The sequence below is a fragment of the Saccharopolyspora halophila genome (genome assembly GCF_039531955.1).
Taxonomy (GTDB): Bacteria; Actinomycetota; Actinomycetes; order Mycobacteriales; family Pseudonocardiaceae; genus Saccharopolyspora; species Saccharopolyspora halophila.
This window is the reverse complement of record NZ_BAAARA010000021.1, coordinates 305,395-320,380: the sequence shown is the minus strand read 5'-3', so window position 1 is coordinate 320,380 and position 14,986 is coordinate 305,395. Positions and strand designations below refer to the sequence as shown.

13 protein-coding genes are annotated in these 14,986 nt (G+C 71.2%); 6 read left to right on the top strand and 7 right to left on the bottom strand.

Annotated elements, in window-relative coordinates:
• Positions 1-197 precede the first annotated feature (197 nt).
• Positions 198-1,805 carry a peptide chain release factor 3 gene (locus ABD289_RS22435; protein WP_344136454.1) on the bottom strand — a complete coding sequence of 536 codons (1,608 nt, stop codon included), beginning with the start codon at positions 1,803-1,805 and terminating at the stop codon, positions 198-200.
• A gap of 296 nt (positions 1,806-2,101) precedes the next feature.
• Here ABD289_RS22435 and ABD289_RS22430 point away from each other — a divergent pair, with 296 nt between their 5' ends.
• The 3 genes from ABD289_RS22430 to ABD289_RS22420 all read left to right on the top strand — a co-directional run bounded on the left by ABD289_RS22430 (position 2,102) and on the right by ABD289_RS22420 (position 6,635).
• Positions 2,102-2,503: a MerR family transcriptional regulator gene (locus tag ABD289_RS22430; protein WP_344136451.1), complete on the top strand. Its 402-nt coding sequence runs from the start codon at positions 2,102-2,104 to the stop codon at positions 2,501-2,503.
• 316 nt (positions 2,504-2,819) lie between these two features.
• Positions 2,820-4,301, top strand: coding sequence for a SulP family inorganic anion transporter (locus ABD289_RS22425; RefSeq protein ID WP_344136448.1), 1,482 nt, complete (start codon positions 2,820-2,822; stop codon positions 4,299-4,301).
• 222 nt (positions 4,302-4,523) lie between these two features.
• Positions 4,524-6,635, top strand: coding sequence for a HelD family protein (locus tag ABD289_RS22420; RefSeq protein WP_344136767.1), 2,112 nt, complete (start codon positions 4,524-4,526; stop codon positions 6,633-6,635).
• 27 nt (positions 6,636-6,662) lie between these two features.
• Here ABD289_RS22420 and ABD289_RS22415 read toward each other — a convergent pair whose 3' ends face one another.
• Complete coding sequence (locus tag ABD289_RS22415) at positions 6,663-7,961, bottom strand: APC family permease (RefSeq protein ID WP_344136445.1); 1,299 nt, start codon at positions 7,959-7,961, stop codon at positions 6,663-6,665.
• Positions 7,962-8,057: 96 nt separating this feature from the next.
• Here ABD289_RS22415 and ABD289_RS22410 point away from each other — a divergent pair, with 96 nt between their 5' ends.
• Entirely contained in the window at positions 8,058-9,080 is a 1,023-nt protein-coding gene (locus tag ABD289_RS22410) for a GlxA family transcriptional regulator (protein WP_344136442.1), read from the top strand.
• A 99-nt stretch (positions 9,081-9,179) separates the two neighbouring features.
• A complete protein-coding gene (locus ABD289_RS22405) occupies positions 9,180-9,866 on the top strand; it encodes a RibD family protein (RefSeq protein WP_344136439.1) in 687 nt (228 codons plus the stop codon).
• Here ABD289_RS22405 and ABD289_RS22400 read toward each other — a convergent pair.
• The gene (locus ABD289_RS22400; protein WP_344136764.1) at positions 9,847-10,533 is read right to left on the bottom strand and encodes a CDP-alcohol phosphatidyltransferase family protein; all 687 of its coding nucleotides are present in this window, start codon (positions 10,531-10,533) and stop codon (positions 9,847-9,849) included. The genes ABD289_RS22405 and ABD289_RS22400 overlap by 20 nt on opposite strands.
• A 30-nt stretch (positions 10,534-10,563) precedes the next feature.
• On the opposite strand from ABD289_RS22400, the gene ABD289_RS22395 reads away from it, so the two are divergent.
• The gene (locus ABD289_RS22395; RefSeq protein ID WP_344136436.1) at positions 10,564-11,535 is read left to right on the top strand and encodes a zinc-dependent alcohol dehydrogenase; all 972 of its coding nucleotides are present in this window, start codon (positions 10,564-10,566) and stop codon (positions 11,533-11,535) included.
• On the opposite strand, the gene ABD289_RS22390 is transcribed toward ABD289_RS22395, so the two are convergent.
• Genes ABD289_RS22390 through ABD289_RS22375 form a run of 4 tightly spaced genes read right to left on the bottom strand, consistent with a single transcriptional unit; the run spans position 11,483 to position 14,710 of the window.
• A complete protein-coding gene (locus tag ABD289_RS22390; RefSeq protein WP_344136433.1) occupies positions 11,483-12,478 on the bottom strand; it encodes a lysylphosphatidylglycerol synthase transmembrane domain-containing protein in 996 nt (331 codons plus the stop codon). The genes ABD289_RS22395 and ABD289_RS22390 overlap by 53 nt on opposite strands.
• Positions 12,475-13,275: a class I SAM-dependent methyltransferase gene (locus ABD289_RS22385; protein WP_344136430.1), complete on the bottom strand. Its 801-nt coding sequence runs from the start codon at positions 13,273-13,275 to the stop codon at positions 12,475-12,477. Before ABD289_RS22385 ends, ABD289_RS22390 begins: the two co-directional genes overlap by 4 nt.
• Positions 13,272-14,315 carry a glycosyltransferase family 4 protein gene (locus ABD289_RS22380; RefSeq protein WP_344136427.1) on the bottom strand — a complete coding sequence of 348 codons (1,044 nt, stop codon included), beginning with the start codon at positions 14,313-14,315 and terminating at the stop codon, positions 13,272-13,274. The genes ABD289_RS22385 and ABD289_RS22380 overlap by 4 nt, the downstream gene beginning before the upstream one ends.
• Positions 14,312-14,710 (bottom strand): 6-pyruvoyl trahydropterin synthase family protein, encoded by a 399-nt coding sequence (locus ABD289_RS22375; RefSeq protein ID WP_344136424.1) that lies wholly within the window; start codon positions 14,708-14,710, stop codon positions 14,312-14,314. The genes ABD289_RS22380 and ABD289_RS22375 overlap by 4 nt, the downstream gene beginning before the upstream one ends.
• Between the last annotated feature and the right edge of the window lie 276 nt (positions 14,711-14,986).

Here is a 14,986-nt window from a genome sequence, read left to right as displayed (position 1 = left end):
CGGCACAAGGCCAGAGCCGGAACGTCCACATCGAACCCCCAACCCCACCACTCCGTACACCGCGCGCCGGCGAGGGCGGGGCGGCGACAGTTTTGCCTAAAACTGTCCGGACAAAAAGGACATACACCCCTCGCGGTTTTCGGGATGCTTTCGGGCGTCCGAGGTTCCGCTGCCCGCGCCGCCACGGAGGCGTGAGGTCAGGAGTCGTCGCCCACTACTGGGCGTAGTTCTAGCTCCGGGTGGAGGCGTTGCATGGTTCGCATCTCGTGCTCGTTGGCGAACAGGACGAGCGGAGTGCCGTCGTCGCGGTCGAGGACCTCGCTGCGTCGGCTGTCGGCCATCGATCGTTGCGAGTCGTCTCCCAGGACCCGGACGACGCTGTAGGACAACCGCTCCATCCGGACCGGAGCGCGGAACTCGTTCTCCATCCGGTGCATCGCCACCTCGAACTGCATCGGGCCGACAGCGGCGAGCACGGGCGCGGACTCGCCGCGCTTCTCCGAGCGCAGCACCTGCACGACGCCCTCCTGCGAGAGCTGCTCGATCCCGCGCCGGAACTGCTTGGAGCGGCCCGGATCGGTCGTGCTCACCACCGCGAAGTGCTCCGGCGCGAAGCTCGGGATGCCCGGGAACTCGACCGCGGGTTTGCCGGTGTAGAGCGTGTCGCCCACCCGCAGCGCGGTCGCGTTGACCAGCCCGACGACATCGCCCGGATAGGCCAGGTCGAGGGTGTCGCGCTGCTGGCCGAAGACGTGCTGGGCGTACTTGGTCCCGAACGGCTTGCCCGTCGCGGCGTGCGTGACGACCATGCCCCGCTCGAACGCACCGGAGCACACCCGGGCGAAGGCCACCCGGTCGCGGTGCGACGGGTCCATGCCGGTCTGCACCTTGAACACGAACGCCGAGAACGGCGCGTCCAACTCGCGGGGCTCGCCGCGCACGTCCGCGCGAGGCTCGGGCCGCGGCGCGAGCGCGACCAGCTGCTGCAGCAGCTGCCCGATGCCGAAGTTGCGCACCGCGGAGCCGAACAGCACCGGCGTGGCGGTCGCGGCGTAGAAGGCCTCGGCGTCGAAGTCGCCACCGGAGGCCGACAGCAGTTCGGCCTCCTCGACCGCGCGGTCCCAGTCCTCCCCGACCTCGGCCTGCGCCTCGTCCGGGGGAAGCCGGTTCTCCGCGGCGATCGTGGCGCCGTGGGTGGTGCGCTCGTAGCCGACGAACTCCCCCGAGGACCGCTCCAGCACGCCGTGGAACCGGCCGGACTCGCCGACCGGCCAGGTCAGCGGCATCGGCCGCAAGCCGATCCGCTCCTGCACCTCGTCGCAGAGCTCGAGCGCCTCGCGCCCGGGGCGGTCCCACTTGTTGATGAAGGTGATCACCGGGATGCCGCGGTGCCTGCACACGTCGAAGAGCTTCAGCGTCTGCGGCTCCAGGCCCTTGGCCGCGTCCAGCAGCATCACCGCGGAGTCCACAGCGGACAGAACGCGGTAGGTGTCCTCCGAGAAGTCCGAGTGACCCGGGGTGTCCAGCAGGTTGATCACGCAGTCGTCGTATTCGAACTGCAGCGCGGCGGAGGTGATCGAGATGCCGCGGGTGCGCTCCATCTCCAGCCAGTCGGAGACGACACCGCGCCGTCCGCCCTTGCCGTGCACCGCGCCGGCTTCCGAGATGACCTTGGCGTGCAGCGCGAGCGCCTCGGTCAGCGTCGACTTGCCCGCGTCCGGGTGGCTGATCACCGCGAACGTCCGGCGCCGGTGCGCCTCCCGGACGGGATCGGCGATCTGGCCGGTGGTCGACGCGGCGCTCACCGCACCGCTCCGTCCTGGTGCGCTTCCGGAGAAGCCAGCCCCGTCAAGTCGTGAACCTCCAGAGAACAGATCTGCTCGCCCGCCGCGGAAGAGCCGCCGCACCCGACACTAACGTGAGCGTAATGTCGGGCCGGACGCGGAGGGCCGCCCCGGCGAGCCGGGCACCCGAACCCGGCCGTCCACCCCCGCTGCGCGCGGCCGGACGGTCGGGCGACCCCTCACTTTGCGTATCGTGATGCCATCCAGGGCGCACGCGAGCGCGCCCGGCGGCAGTGCGATCAAGGAGTGGTTTCGGCGTGGGCGAGCGGATGCAGATCGGTGAGGTTGCCGAGCGCACAGGGCTGTCGCTGCGCACGATCCGCTACTACGAAGAAGTCGGTCTGGTCGTGCCGAGCGCGCGCAGCCAGGGCGGTTTCCGGCTCTACACCGAGCCCGACGTCGAGCGGCTGCAGCTGATCAAGCGGATGAAGCCGCTGGGCTTCCAGCTCGACGCGATGCGCGACCTGCTGGCCATCCTCGACCCCACCCCGGACAGCCCGGAGATCGACGATCCCGAGCAGCGGCTGGTCGAGTTCAGCGACACCGCCGAGCAGGCGTGCGCGGACCTGCGCAAGAAGCTGGGCATCGCCGAGGAGTTCGCCGCCATGCTGCGCGACCACCTCGACTCGCCCGAGCGCCGGTCGGCGAACCGGAAGTGATCCCGGACTCATCTTCGCCGCGCGATTCGGTCGCGACCCACTCCCTCGTCTAACGTAAGGAGAGAGTTGCGGCCGCCGCGGTGCACCCACCGCCGGTCGGCCCCGGGGTCACCGACGCCCCCGGCTTGCACCCTGAGCCGAGGAGCGCCCTTGTCTGTCGCACGGGATGTGGTGACCAACCCGATCTAGGCGAGCCGCCACCGTCGACGGCTCCTCCCGGGACGCGACGCGCCCCGCCCCCTTTGCTGTGCACCGCCGCGCCACGCGGCGATCGCCCTGCGCCGTGCTGCGGCGCCCGAGCATGTCTGGTTGATCTGTGCTTGATTCACTCCCGCTGCGCCGACCGGCGTGGCTGTCGCCGAAGGTGGCCCGCACCGAGATCCTCGGTGGCCTGGTCGTCGCGCTGGCGTTGATCCCGGAGGCGATCTCGTTCTCCATCATCGCCGGCGTCGATCCCAGCGTGGGCCTGTTCGCCTCGTTCACGATGGCCGTGGTCATCTCCATCGTCGGCGGCCGTGCCGCCATGATCTCCGCCGCGACCGGTGCGATCGCGCTCGTCGTGGCTCCGCTCTCGCACCAGTACGGCCTGGGCTACCTAATCGCCGCGGTCATCCTGGGCGGGATCTTCCAGGCCGTCCTGGGGGCGCTGGGCGTGGCCAAGCTGATGCGGTTCGTGCCGCGCAGCGTCATGGTCGGCTTCGTCAACGCGCTGGCCATCATGATCTTCATGGCCCAGGTCCCCGAGCTCATCGACGTGCCGTGGATGGTCTACCCGCTGTTCGCGGCGGGTCTGGTCATCATGGTGCTGTTCCCGAAGCTGACCAAGGTCGTCCCGGCTCCGCTGGTGTCCATCGTCGCCCTGACCGCGGTGACCATCGCCGCGGGCATCGCCGTGCCGACCGTCGGCGACAAGGGCACGCTGCCCTCCTCGCTGCCGGTGCCGGGCATCCCGGACGTGCCCTTCACCGTGGACACGCTGACCACCATCGCGCCCTACGCGCTGGCCTTCGCGCTGGTCGGGCTGATGGAGTCGCTGATGACCGCGAAGCTGGTCGACGACATCACCGACACCCACTCGAACAAGACCCGCGAGTCGATCGGCCAGGGCGTCGCCAACATCGTCACCGGCTTCTTCGGCGGCATGGGCGGTTGCGCGATGATCGGCCAGACCATGATCAACGTGAAGACGGCCGGATCCCGCACCCGGCTGTCCACGTTCCTGGCCGGTGTGTTCCTGATGATCCTGTGCATCTCCTTCGGGCCGCTGGTCTCGCAGATCCCGATGGCCGCGCTGGTGGCGGTGATGGTCCTGGTCGCCTTCGGCACCTTCGACTGGCACAGCATCGCCCCGAAGACGCTCAAGCGGATGCCCACCGGTGAGATCCTCGTGATGGCCGTGACCGTGGTCGTCGTGGTGGCCACCGACAACCTGGCGATCGGCGTGGTCGTCGGCTCGATCACCGCGATGGTCATCTTCGCCCGCCGCGTGGCCCACCTGGTCGACGTCACCGCGGTCACCGACCCCGACGGCAGCCAGGTCGTCTACCAGGTCACCGGCGAGCTGTTCTTCGCCTCCAGCAACGACCTCGTCTACCAGTTCGACTACGCCAACGACCCGGACAAGGTCGTCATCGACCTCACCGATGCGCACATCTGGGACGCCTCCACGGTGGCCGCCCTCGACGCGATCACCACCAAGTACGAGGCGCGCGGCAAGGAGGTCGAGATCATCGGCCTGAACACGCGAAGCGCCGCCATGCACGACCGCCTCACCGGCGAACTCGCGGGCAGCCACTGACGGTTCGACGAGGGCCGCTCCCCCCGCTGCACTGCCGGGGAGCGGCCCTCGTCACATCTGGCCTGCTCGAGCCCCACCCACCCAAACCTTCCCTAACGTAATAGTAGAATGGCAGCGAGGTGCCCCCGACCCGCGCGAGCGAGATGGCAGTCGCGGTTCGGCGTGGCCCGTCCAGCTCGTTTCAGCGGAAGGTAGTCCGAGGCGGAGGTGGCGTTGTCCGACGTGCAGACGTGCGACGAGGAACAGGAGCGCCGGCATCTGGCCGAAACGGTGCAGCGGCTGCGCGCGGAGCTGGAATCGCTGGACGGCTACATCGACAGGTCCGCCCGAACCATCGACGAGCGCAAGCAGCACCTCTGGGACAACCTGCGGGACATGGACTTCGCCGAGAAGGCGAACTTCCGCCAGGACGTGGACAACTCGGTGCGCTCGGTCGAGCACGCCGCGACGCGCCGCAAGCGCGTCGCGCGCCTGCTGGAGACCCCCTACTTCGGCCGCGTCGACTTCCACCCCGATGGCGACGACCAGCCCGGTCGGCACTACATCGGCGTGCACAACTTCTCCGACCCGCAGACGCAGGAAATCCTCATCCACGACTGGCGCGCCCCGGTCTCCAGCCTGTTCTACGACTTCGAATCCGGGCAAGCCTTCTTCGAAACCCCCGACGGCACCAGCCGCGGCGAGATCACCGGCAAGCGCCAGTACAAGATCCAGGGCGGGCAGCTGGAGTTCATGCTCGAAAGCACCCTGAACATCGGCGACGACGTGCTGCAGCGGGAGCTGAGCCAGTCCGCCGACAACCGGATGAAGAACATCGTCGCCACCATCCAGCGCGAGCAGAACGCCGTCATCCGCAACGAGACCGCGCAGGTGCTGATCCTGCAAGGCGTCGCGGGCTCCGGCAAGACCTCGATCGCGCTGCACCGGGTGGCCTTCCTGCTCTACCGCTTCAAGGACACCCTGTCCTCGGACAACGTCATGATCCTGTCCCCGAACAAGGTCTTCGGCGACTACATCGCCGACGTCCTCCCGGAACTGGGCGAGGAGCAGGTCGCCGAGACCGACTTCGACCGGATCGCGAGCGCGTTCCTGGACAAGGTCACCGACTACGAGCAGTTCAGCGAACAGGTCGGCAAGCTCATCGACCGCGTCGACGACGCCTTCGCCGCACGCATCCGCTACAAGGCGACCCCCGAATTCGTCGCCGAGCTCGACCAGTGGATCACCTCGCGAGCCGACGAGGACTTCTCCCCCGCCGAGATCAAGCAGAAGTACCACCGCCTCTCGATCGACTGGGTCACCGAGACCTTCGCCGAAGCGAGCAACCTCCCGCTGTTCACCCGACTCGACCACCTGGCCAACCGCGCGGTGCACGTGCTCAAGCAGCAGGTCCGCGACCGCGGCGGCAAGTGGGCGGCCTCGGACACCTCCGGCGTGCGCAAGCAGGTCCGCGCCATGTTCCCGCACAAGGACGCCTTCGCCCTGTACAAGGCGTTCTACCAGGACCCGTCCCGGCGCAGCATGTACCAGCCGGCCGGACGCAGGAAGATCGAGTACGCCGACGTCTTCCCGCTGATCTACACCATGATCAAAACCGCCCGGCACGACAACTACAACCACATCCGCCACCTCCTGGTCGACGAGATGCAGGACTACACGCCCGTCCAGTACGCGGTGCTGCGCGAACTGTTCTCCTGCACGATGACCATCCTCGGCGACGCCAACCAGTCGGTGAACCCGTTCAGCTCCTCATCGCTGCCGATCATCCGCAGCATCTTCCCGGAAGCCGACTGCCTCGAGCTGCGCAAGAGCTACCGCTCCACCACCGAGATCACCGAGTTCGCCCAGAACATCTCCCGCAACGACGAACTCGTCCCGATCGAGCGGCACGGACCACCGCCCCAGGTCATCGGCTGCGCCGATCCGGCCGACCAGCAGGCGCGGATCCTCAAACTCATCGAGCAGCACCGCGACAGCGACCAGCGCTCGCTGGGCATCATCTGCAAAACCGTCGCCCAAGCCGAAGCACTCCACGACCACCTCACGCGCGCCGGGGTCGAACTCACCTTCCTCGACTACGACAGCACCACCTTCGCCAGCGGCGTCATCATCACCTCGGCGCACATCGCCAAGGGACTGGAATTCGACACCGTCATCGTCCCGCAGGCCGACCAGCACAACTACACCAGCGACATCGACCGGTGCATGCTCTACATCGCCTGCACCAGGGCCATGCACGAACTCCACCTCACCCACGACGGACCGCTCACGCACTTCCTGGGATTCGCGGCCGAACCCGAGGCCGACCTCGCTCCGGCGCGGACCGGCCCGTAGGGACGGGTGCAGCGCGAACCGGGCCGCTCAGCCGTGCCCGGCCGCGTTCGAGGCCCGCATCCGGGCTGACCGGCGGTAGCCGAGGGCGATCGCGCCAATCACCACCGGAACAACCAGGTAGGACGCCGCGAACGGGGCCACTGCGGCCGTCAGCGCGAACGCGACGACGGCGGCGATCCGAGTGCGGCCGGTCAGCAGGCGGATTCCTGCGGCCATTCCGACCAGGTAGGTGAGCAGCACCAGGGTCGAAGGCACGGTCACGAGGTCCTCGGTGCCCCACCCGCCCAGAGCGGCGGCGAGCAGCCCGACTCCCCCGATCGCGGCGACGGTGCACGCGGACACCGCGGGTACGTCCCTGCCGGACAGCCGCGCCATCGCGGCGGGCATCCAGCGCTCGCGGGCCAGGGCGTAGCCCAGCCGGGAACCGGCCGCCAGGAACGCGTTGGTGGTGCCGAGGCTGATCACCACGGCCAGCGCGCCAGCAGCGGTCGAGGCGCTGACCCCGAGTCCGGTTCCCAGCACTCCACCGACCGCAACGCGGTCCAGCTGCGGCGTCCCGTAACTGCCGGTGACCACGACGGCGAAGGCCACGCCCAGGTACAGCGTCACCACCACGGCAACCGTGATCGTCGTGGCCCGCCGCAGATCGCGCGTCACGTCGCGGAACTCGCCTGCCAGGTGCGCGATGGCCTCCCACCCGGCGAAGGCGAAAAACAGCACCACCGCCGCGCCGCCGATTCCGGTGAGCCCGTGCGGGGCGAACGGGGTGAAGTCCGCGGGCGCGGCGTGCGGGACGGCTGCCACCGCGGCCACCAGCAGCAGCACCGCCACACCGCTCGCCAACGCCAGTTGCGCGCGCCCGCTGAGCCGCAATCCCGCGAGGTTCGACGCCAGCGCCAGCAGCAGGATCACGGCGGCGAAGGCGTAGCCGAATCGCTGATCCGCGCCTAGGGCCGCAGCCACGTAGTAGCCCCCGGTGAGGGGCACGATGACGTGTCCGATCGCGACCGCCACGAAGTACCACCAGCCCGCGATCCCGCCGAGGTGGCCGCCGAAGGCACGAGTCGCGTAGGTGGCGATCCCGCCCGCGTCCGGGAACCGGGTGGCCAGCGCGGCGAAGGTCAGCGCCAGGGGCAGGCCCAGCAACCCCACGAACGCCCACGCCAGCAGCGATGCCGGCCCCGCGAGGCTCGCCGCCTGACCGGGCAGCACGAGAACTCCCGCCCCGAGCACCGCACCGACGTAGAGCGCCACGGCATGCCCCAGGCCGATTGTCGGGCGCAACGCCCGCTCGGCCGCCCCGGAAGCCGCTGTTGTTCGCATCATGTCCCCTCTCGCGATGAGCTCGCCGCCCGGCACTTGCGGTTCCGCGTCCGAGCATCTGGGTTCCGCGCGGAGGAAAACAGTGGCACGATTGCCAACATGCGAACGGATGTTGCCACCGCTCATCGCGTCGCGGTGGCGGTCACCGAGCGGGCGCCGCTCTTCGAGCTCGCGGTGCCGTGCGAGATCTTCGGCATCGACCGGCCCGAGCTTGCCGACCCCTGGTACGACATGCGGGTCTGCAGCGTCGAGCCGGACACCACGGTGGCGGCCGGGTTCGTGGCGGGCACTGCCGCGGACATGACCGAGCTGACGCAGGCGGACACGGTGATCGTGCCCGCCTGCGTCAGCATGCACGAACCGCCGCAGCGGCTGGTGGAGGCGGTGCGCAGCGCTTACGAGGCGGGCGCGCGCATCGCGAGCATCTGCTCCGGGAGTTTCGTCCTCGCCGCCGCCGGGCTGCTCGACGGCCGGCGGGCGACCACGCACTGGATGCACGCCGACGAACTCGCCGACCGCTACCCCGCCGTCGAGGTCGACCCCAGCGTCCTCTACCTGGAGGACGGCGGGGTGTTCACCTCGGCAGGCACCGCCGCGGGAATCGATCTGTGCTTGGAGCTGGTCCGCCGGGATCACGGAACCGCCGTGGTCAACGCGTTGGCGCGGCGCTTGATCGTGCCGCCGCACCGCGACGGCGGTCAGGCCCAGTACGTGCGCCTCCCCGCAGCGGCGCCCGAGGACACCGGGATCGCGCCGCTGCTGGACTGGGCTCGCGCGCACCTGCGCGAGCCGCTGACCCTCGACGATTTCGCGCAGCAGAGCCACCTCAGCCGCCGCACGCTCGCCCGGCGCTTCCACGACGCGCTCGCGCTGAGCCCGCTTCGCTGGTTGCAGCGAGAACGCGTCCGCCACGCGCAGCACCTGCTGGAGACGACGGACATTCCCGTCGAGCACATCGCCGACCAGTCCGGGCTCGGCAGCGCAACCAACCTGCGACGCCACTTCCTCGACCACGTCGGCGTCTCGCCGCAGCGCTACCGCCACACGTTCCACCAAGCGGGGCGGGGAGATCGCTCGCCGAACCGGAGCGCTCCACCGGAACCCGAGCAGTCCCGCGCCTGAGCCACCCGGAATTCGACGCACCGCTGGGCGACTCGCCCGGGGCGCAGCGCGCGCACCGAGGGGCCGCGCTCTTCATCAACTCTGGGTACGGTGGCAGGCGTGACGCGGCCGTACGTTCTCCTCAGCGTTGCCGTCAGCGCCGATGGCTACATCGATGACGCGAGCTCGCAACGGTTTCCGCTGTCCAACGAAGCGGACTTCGACCACGTCGACCAGGTGCGCGCCGAGTCGGACGCGATCCTGCTGGGTGCCGGGACGGTGCGCCGGGACGATCCGCGCCTGCTCGTGCGCAGCGACCGGCGGTGCTGCGCACGAGTCGCGCGCGGCCTGCCGGAACACCCGCTGAAGGTCACCGTGACCGGAACGGGCGATCTCGACCCCTCGTTGCGGATCTGGCACGACCGCGCGGACAAGCTGGTCTACACGACCAGCGCGGGCAGCCGGGTCGTCTCGGCGAGGCTGGGCGGACTGGCCGAGGTCGTCGACCTGGGAACCGAGGTCGTCTTCGGGGAGCTGCTGGAGGACCTCGCGAGCCGCGGCGTCGAGCGGCTCATGGTGGAGGGCGGCGGGCAGATCCACACCGAGTTCCTGCGAGCGGGACTGGCCGACGAGGTCCGGATGGCCATCGCACCGCTGCTGATCGGGCAGGCGGCGGCTCCGCGCTTCCTCAACCCGGCCGACTTCCCGGGCGGCCCCGAGCGCCGATTCCACCTGGAAGAGGTGACCAGGCTCGGCGATGTCGCCGTGCTGCGCTACTTCCCGAAGACTACGTCCGCGAGCGGCTGAGCCACGCGACATCGCGGCCGAACGACCACACCAGGGCGGCCAGCGCGAGCGCGACCAGCATCCGGGCGTGCGGCACGAGCCCGGACGCGGCCACCACCAGCGCGATCCCCTGCAGCGCTGCCACGGCCTTGCGGGCGAAGCTCGGCGGCAGCTCACCGCGAAGCCGCGGCAGCACCCACGACGCGGCGACGAACGCGTACCGCAGCGCCCCGATCATCAGCACCCACGGACCGAAGGCGAAGGCGACGTGCACGCTGAGCACCAGGATGAGGAAGGCGTCGACCTCCATGTCCAGCCGCGCGCCGAACGCGGAGACCGAGCCGGTGCGCCGGGCGACCCTGCCGTCCAGGAAATCGCCGAGCAGCGCCACGACCCCGAGGGCGACGACGATCGGCGCCGCCGTCCCCGCGTGCTCGGCCACCAGCGCCGTGATGCCGCCGATCAGCACGTTGCGGGCCAGCGTGACCCGATCGGCCGGCCCCAGGGCGGTCCTGCGATGGCGCTGCATCGCGCGCCGCAGCAGAACACCGGTGGCCAGCGCGTGCGCGATCCCGGCGAGCCAGCCCAGCGCTCCCAGCCCGGCGGTGCCCGCGAGCACCCCCAGCTCGACGACCTGGAGACCGCCCCACACCAGGTGTTCCGCGGTGTTGCGGCGCAGTTCGATCATCGCCACCCTGGTGCTCCTCGGAGGTTGTAGATGGCACTCGCGACACGGGCATTGTGGGTCACCTCGGCCGGAGAATGCGGGATTCGACCCGCCGCGCTGCCCGAGCCTTCGCCGGATCAGGTGCAGGTGCGCACGCTGTGGTCGGCGGTCAGCCGGGGAACGGAAGAGCTGGTGCTGCGCGGCCGGATACCCGAGTCACAGCACGCGCGGATGCGGGCGCCGTTCCAGGAAGGCGACTTCCCGTGGCCGGTGAAGTACGGCTACCTCAACGTGGGCGTGGTCGAACGCGGACCGGCCGAACTCGAGGGTCGCGAGGTGTTCTGCCTCTACCCGCACCAAACCCGCTACGTGGTACCGGCCGCGGCGGTCTCGGTCGTCCCGCCGGAAGTTCCGCCGCAGCGCGCGGTGCTCGCCGGGACGGTGGAGACCGCGGTCAACGCGCTGTGGGACGCGGCGCCGCTGATCGGTGATCGCATCGCGGTCGTCGGGGGCGGGATGGTCGGGTGCAGCGTTGCCGCCGTGCTGGCCCGGTTCCCGGGCGTCCGGGTCGAACTGGTCGACGTGGACCCCGCCCGCGAGAGCACCGCCGCCGCGCTCGGCGTCGCGTTCGCCTCCCCGGAAGGGGCGCGCGGCGACTGCGACCTCGTGGTGCACGCCAGCGGCAGCGAGCGGGGCCTGGTGCGATCGCTGGAGCTGCTCGCCGCCGAGGGGCGGGTCATCGAGCTGAGCTGGTACGGCGACCGGAAGGTGAGCCTGCCGCTCGGCGAGTTCTTCCACTCCGGGAGACTCGCGGTGCGCAGCAGTCAGGTGGGCGCCGTCGGGCGCGCGGACCGCGGTTTCGCCGAGCGGATGTCGCTGGCGCTCGAACTGCTCGCCGATCCGGTCTTCGACGCGCTGATCACCGGGCAGAGCCGCTTCGACGACCTCCCCGGGGTGATGTCGGATCTGGTCAGCGGTGAGTTGTCACCGCTGTGCCATCGGATCGAGTACGACCGCCCGTGAGGCGACCGGCCTCGCCCACGCCGTCCGGGGTCGGGTCAGGCGACGGTCTCCGAGCCGAACGCCTGCGCCGGAGCAGCAGCACGGCGCCGGGCAGCGCCGCGATCATCGCGAGAACCCCGTAGACCACCGAGGTAGCCAGTCCGCGCGCGGGATCCAACCCGGTGGCGGCGAAGGCCACCGCCAGGAACGCCTCCCGGGGCCCCCAACCGCCGATGTTGATCGGCAGCGCCATCACCAGCAGCGCCATCACGAGCAGCGGCAGCAGCTCGCCGATCGGCACCTGCACGCCTGCCACACGGGCCGCGAGCAGGAACAGGGCCAGGTGTCCCGCCACCGCGGCGACCGATGAGACGGCCACCGGCAGCAGCGCGCGACGGGAGAACAGGCCGGTGCGGGCGTCCCGCCACAGCGCGGTAACCGCCCGGCGCACGAACGGGATCAGCAGGCACCCGCCGAGCACGCCCGCGAGCAGCAGGCCGATGGCCAGGGCACGGCCGGGAGCGAGGTCGAGGGGAACGGCGGGTCCGGCCAGCATCGTGCCCGCGCCGACGGCGACGAGCGCGAGCTGGCCCGCGAAGCGCTCGAGCACCACGGCACGCGCGCCGCTGCCGAGCGCTCCGCAGCGATGACCGTGGCTGACCGCCCGGTGCACATCGCCGAGCACTCCGGCGGGCAGCACCGCGTTGAGCAGCAGCGCGCGGTAGTAGTCCGCCACGGCCGCCCCGAACGTCAGGGAAAGCCCCAGGCCGCGGGCGATCACGCACCACCGCCAGGCGCAGAGCGCCGTGGTGAGCAGCCCGATTCCCAGCGCCGCCGAGATCGACCACGGGCCGACCGCGCGCAACCCGTCCAGGAACGCGCCGGTGCCGAGCCGCCAGGCGAGCACGACCAGGATCCCGACCGCGATGAGTCCCCGCAGCCAGGGCCACCACCGCCGGATCACACCGGGTCTCCCGGGACGGCGAGGAGGTCGGTGTGACCGACGATCGCGCACGGCCCGTCGCCGAGCCGCCGCTGCAGGTAGCCGGATGCGTGCTCGGCCAGTTCCGGCTGCTGCTCGCACGCGGCGGAGACCCAGCCGCGCAGCCACTGCTCGGCAAGCCGGGGCCTCTCCGGCCCGAGCCGCCAGGGACTCGGGTGCGCGAGCACCCACGCGCCGAGGCGTTCGAAGGCCGCGACGGCGGTGGGTGCGGCGTCCGGCCCGAGCAGTCGGCGGCCACCGGTGACGCGGCGCTGATGCGCGTCGAACGCCCGCGCGAAGGAGGAATCGAGCGGATCCGGGCGGTCGAACTCGACCCGCCCGGCGACCGTGAGCGTCAGCAACGCGGGACAGCCCGCCCGCACGCACGCGGCTGCGATCGCGCCGACCTCCTCGGCGGTGAGCAGGTCGAGCAGCGCGGACGCGGTCACCAGCGAGGTACCGCGCAGCTCGCGGTCGTCCAGCGCGGTCGCGTCGGCCTCCAGCAGCTCGACGCCGGGATCGCCGCCCGGCATCGCCGCGCCCGCCAGCGCCAGCAACTCCGGGTCGCGGTCCTGCAGCACCCAGCGCTGCGGCCCGTCCAGCCGAGGGGCCAGCCACCGGCCCATCGATCCGGTTCCGCATCCCAGATCGCGGATGACCGGCTCCGCCCGGCCGCGCAGGGCCTCGCGCAGCGGGGCCAGCAGCTCCTCCGCGCGAGCGCTGGCATCGGCCTCCTCGCGGAGTGCCAGCCATTCCGGGGCGAAACCGGTGGCGGTCATGTCTCCAGCCTAGCCAGCACCGCAGCCAGTTGCCGCGCGCTCGAGCGCCAGGTCGGCAGCTGCTCGCGGCGTTGCCGCGCAGCCTCCCGCATCCGGGACCGGAACCGCTCGTCGTGCGACCAGCGCCGCAACGCCTCGGTGAGGGCGTCCGCATCGCCGGGCGGCAACAGCAGACCGCCGTCGCCGAGCGCGTCCGGCACGGCGCTGGCGATCACCGGGATCCCGCGCGCCAGGGCTTCGGTGACGGCCATCCCGTAGGTCTCGGCGCGGGACGGTTGCACGACCAGGTCCGCGGCGGCGTAGGCGTCGTCCAGTGCCGCGCCGGACAGCGGCCCGAGCAGCCGCACCCGGTCGCCGAGGGAGTGCCGCTCGATCAGCTCGGCGACCCGTCGCGCGTGCGCACCATCGCGGGCCACCGGGCCCGCGAGGTCGCAGGTCCACGGCAGGTCGCGCAGGCGGGCGAGCGCTGTCACCAGCAGGTCGTGCCCTTTGCGCGGGGTCACCGAGGCGACGCAGAGCAGGCGCGAGGAACCGTCGGTCCCGGGAGCGCTCGGCGCCGGGTCGGTTCCGGGAGCCACGGTCCGCACGGCCTCGGGCGGCAGATCGTGGTGCCGCACGAGCCGCTGGGCCGCCCGCGGGCCGGTGGCCACCACGACGGCCGCGGCGTGCAGGACCTCCCGCTCGGCCGCGTCGAGCCGCGCCGCCAGCGCCGGGTCGAGACCGGTCTCCTCGGCCAGCGGCAGGTGCACCAGGATCGCCTGCCGCAGGCGGGAGGCGTGGGCGCCGACAACGTCCGGGACACCGCAGGCAACGAGACCGTCGAGCAGCACCGCGCCCCCGTCCGGCACGGTCGCCAGCGCATCGGCCAGCAGGGCGCGAGCGGTTTCGTCCGGCTGCGGCCAGTTCCCCGGGATCCGGGTTTCGCGCAGCTCGATGCCCAGCCGCGCGATCTCCGCGCACACGCGGCGGTCGTAGGTGTTGCCCCCGCTCGGCGCGTTCGGGTCGTCGACGTCGCCGGGCAGGACGACGTGCGCGCTCATAGCGCGCGCTCGTAGCCCGCCCAAGCCACGTGCGACTCGTGCAGCGTGACCTGAATCCCGCTGAGACCTCGCGCGTTGTCCCCGAGAGCCCCCGAGCGCACCCGCTCTGCGAGGCGATCAGCCACGACCTTCGCCAGGAATTCGGTCGAGGTGTTCACCCCGGCGAACGCGGGTTCGTCGTCGAGGTTGCGGTAGTTGAGCTCGCCGAGCACCGCACCTAGCTGCTCGGTGGCGCGTCCGATGTCCACCACGATGTTGTCGGCGTCGAGCTCGGCGCGCTTGAACGTCGCGTCCACGATCAGCGTCGCCCCGTGCAGGCCTTGCGCCGGGCCGAAGACCTCGCCCCGGAAGCTGTGGGCGACCATCACGTGGTCGCGAACGGTAATGCTGAACACGGCGATCTCCGTTGTGCGCGGGTGCGGTACGGCTCCGGCCGAGCGTAAACGAGTCCTCGCAGCATGCGGCGGAGCCACCTGCGGTGTGGGACTCAACCGGCACCGCGGCGGGTTCTCGGACGTCGCCGGGCGAGGACGGCCGCGCAGGTCGCTGCTCGCGTCGCGGACCCCGGAGCCCGGCGGCGTCCGAGGTACCCGCCACCCGCACCGCCACGCACACGGCGCGCTGCAACATCTCCCAACACCACCGGGCCCGATCGCGAAGGCGCGAGTCCG

Excerpts from the sequence above, each read along its gene's own strand:
- ABD289_RS22400 (WP_344136764.1), bottom strand. The coding sequence starts at position 10,533 with ATGATCGAACTGCGCCGCAACACCGCGGAACACCTGGTGTGGGGCGGT.
- ABD289_RS22395 (WP_344136436.1), top strand. The coding sequence starts at position 10,564 with ATGGCACTCGCGACACGGGCATTGTGGGTCACCTCGGCCGGAGAATGC.
- ABD289_RS22410 (WP_344136442.1), top strand. The coding sequence starts at position 8,058 with ATGCGAACGGATGTTGCCACCGCTCATCGCGTCGCGGTGGCGGTCACC.
- ABD289_RS22415 (WP_344136445.1), bottom strand. The coding sequence starts at position 7,961 with ATGATGCGAACAACAGCGGCTTCCGGGGCGGCCGAGCGGGCGTTGCGC.
- ABD289_RS22385 (WP_344136430.1), bottom strand. The coding sequence starts at position 13,275 with ATGACCGCCACCGGTTTCGCCCCGGAATGGCTGGCACTCCGCGAGGAG.
- ABD289_RS22380 (WP_344136427.1), bottom strand. The coding sequence starts at position 14,315 with ATGAGCGCGCACGTCGTCCTGCCCGGCGACGTCGACGACCCGAACGCG.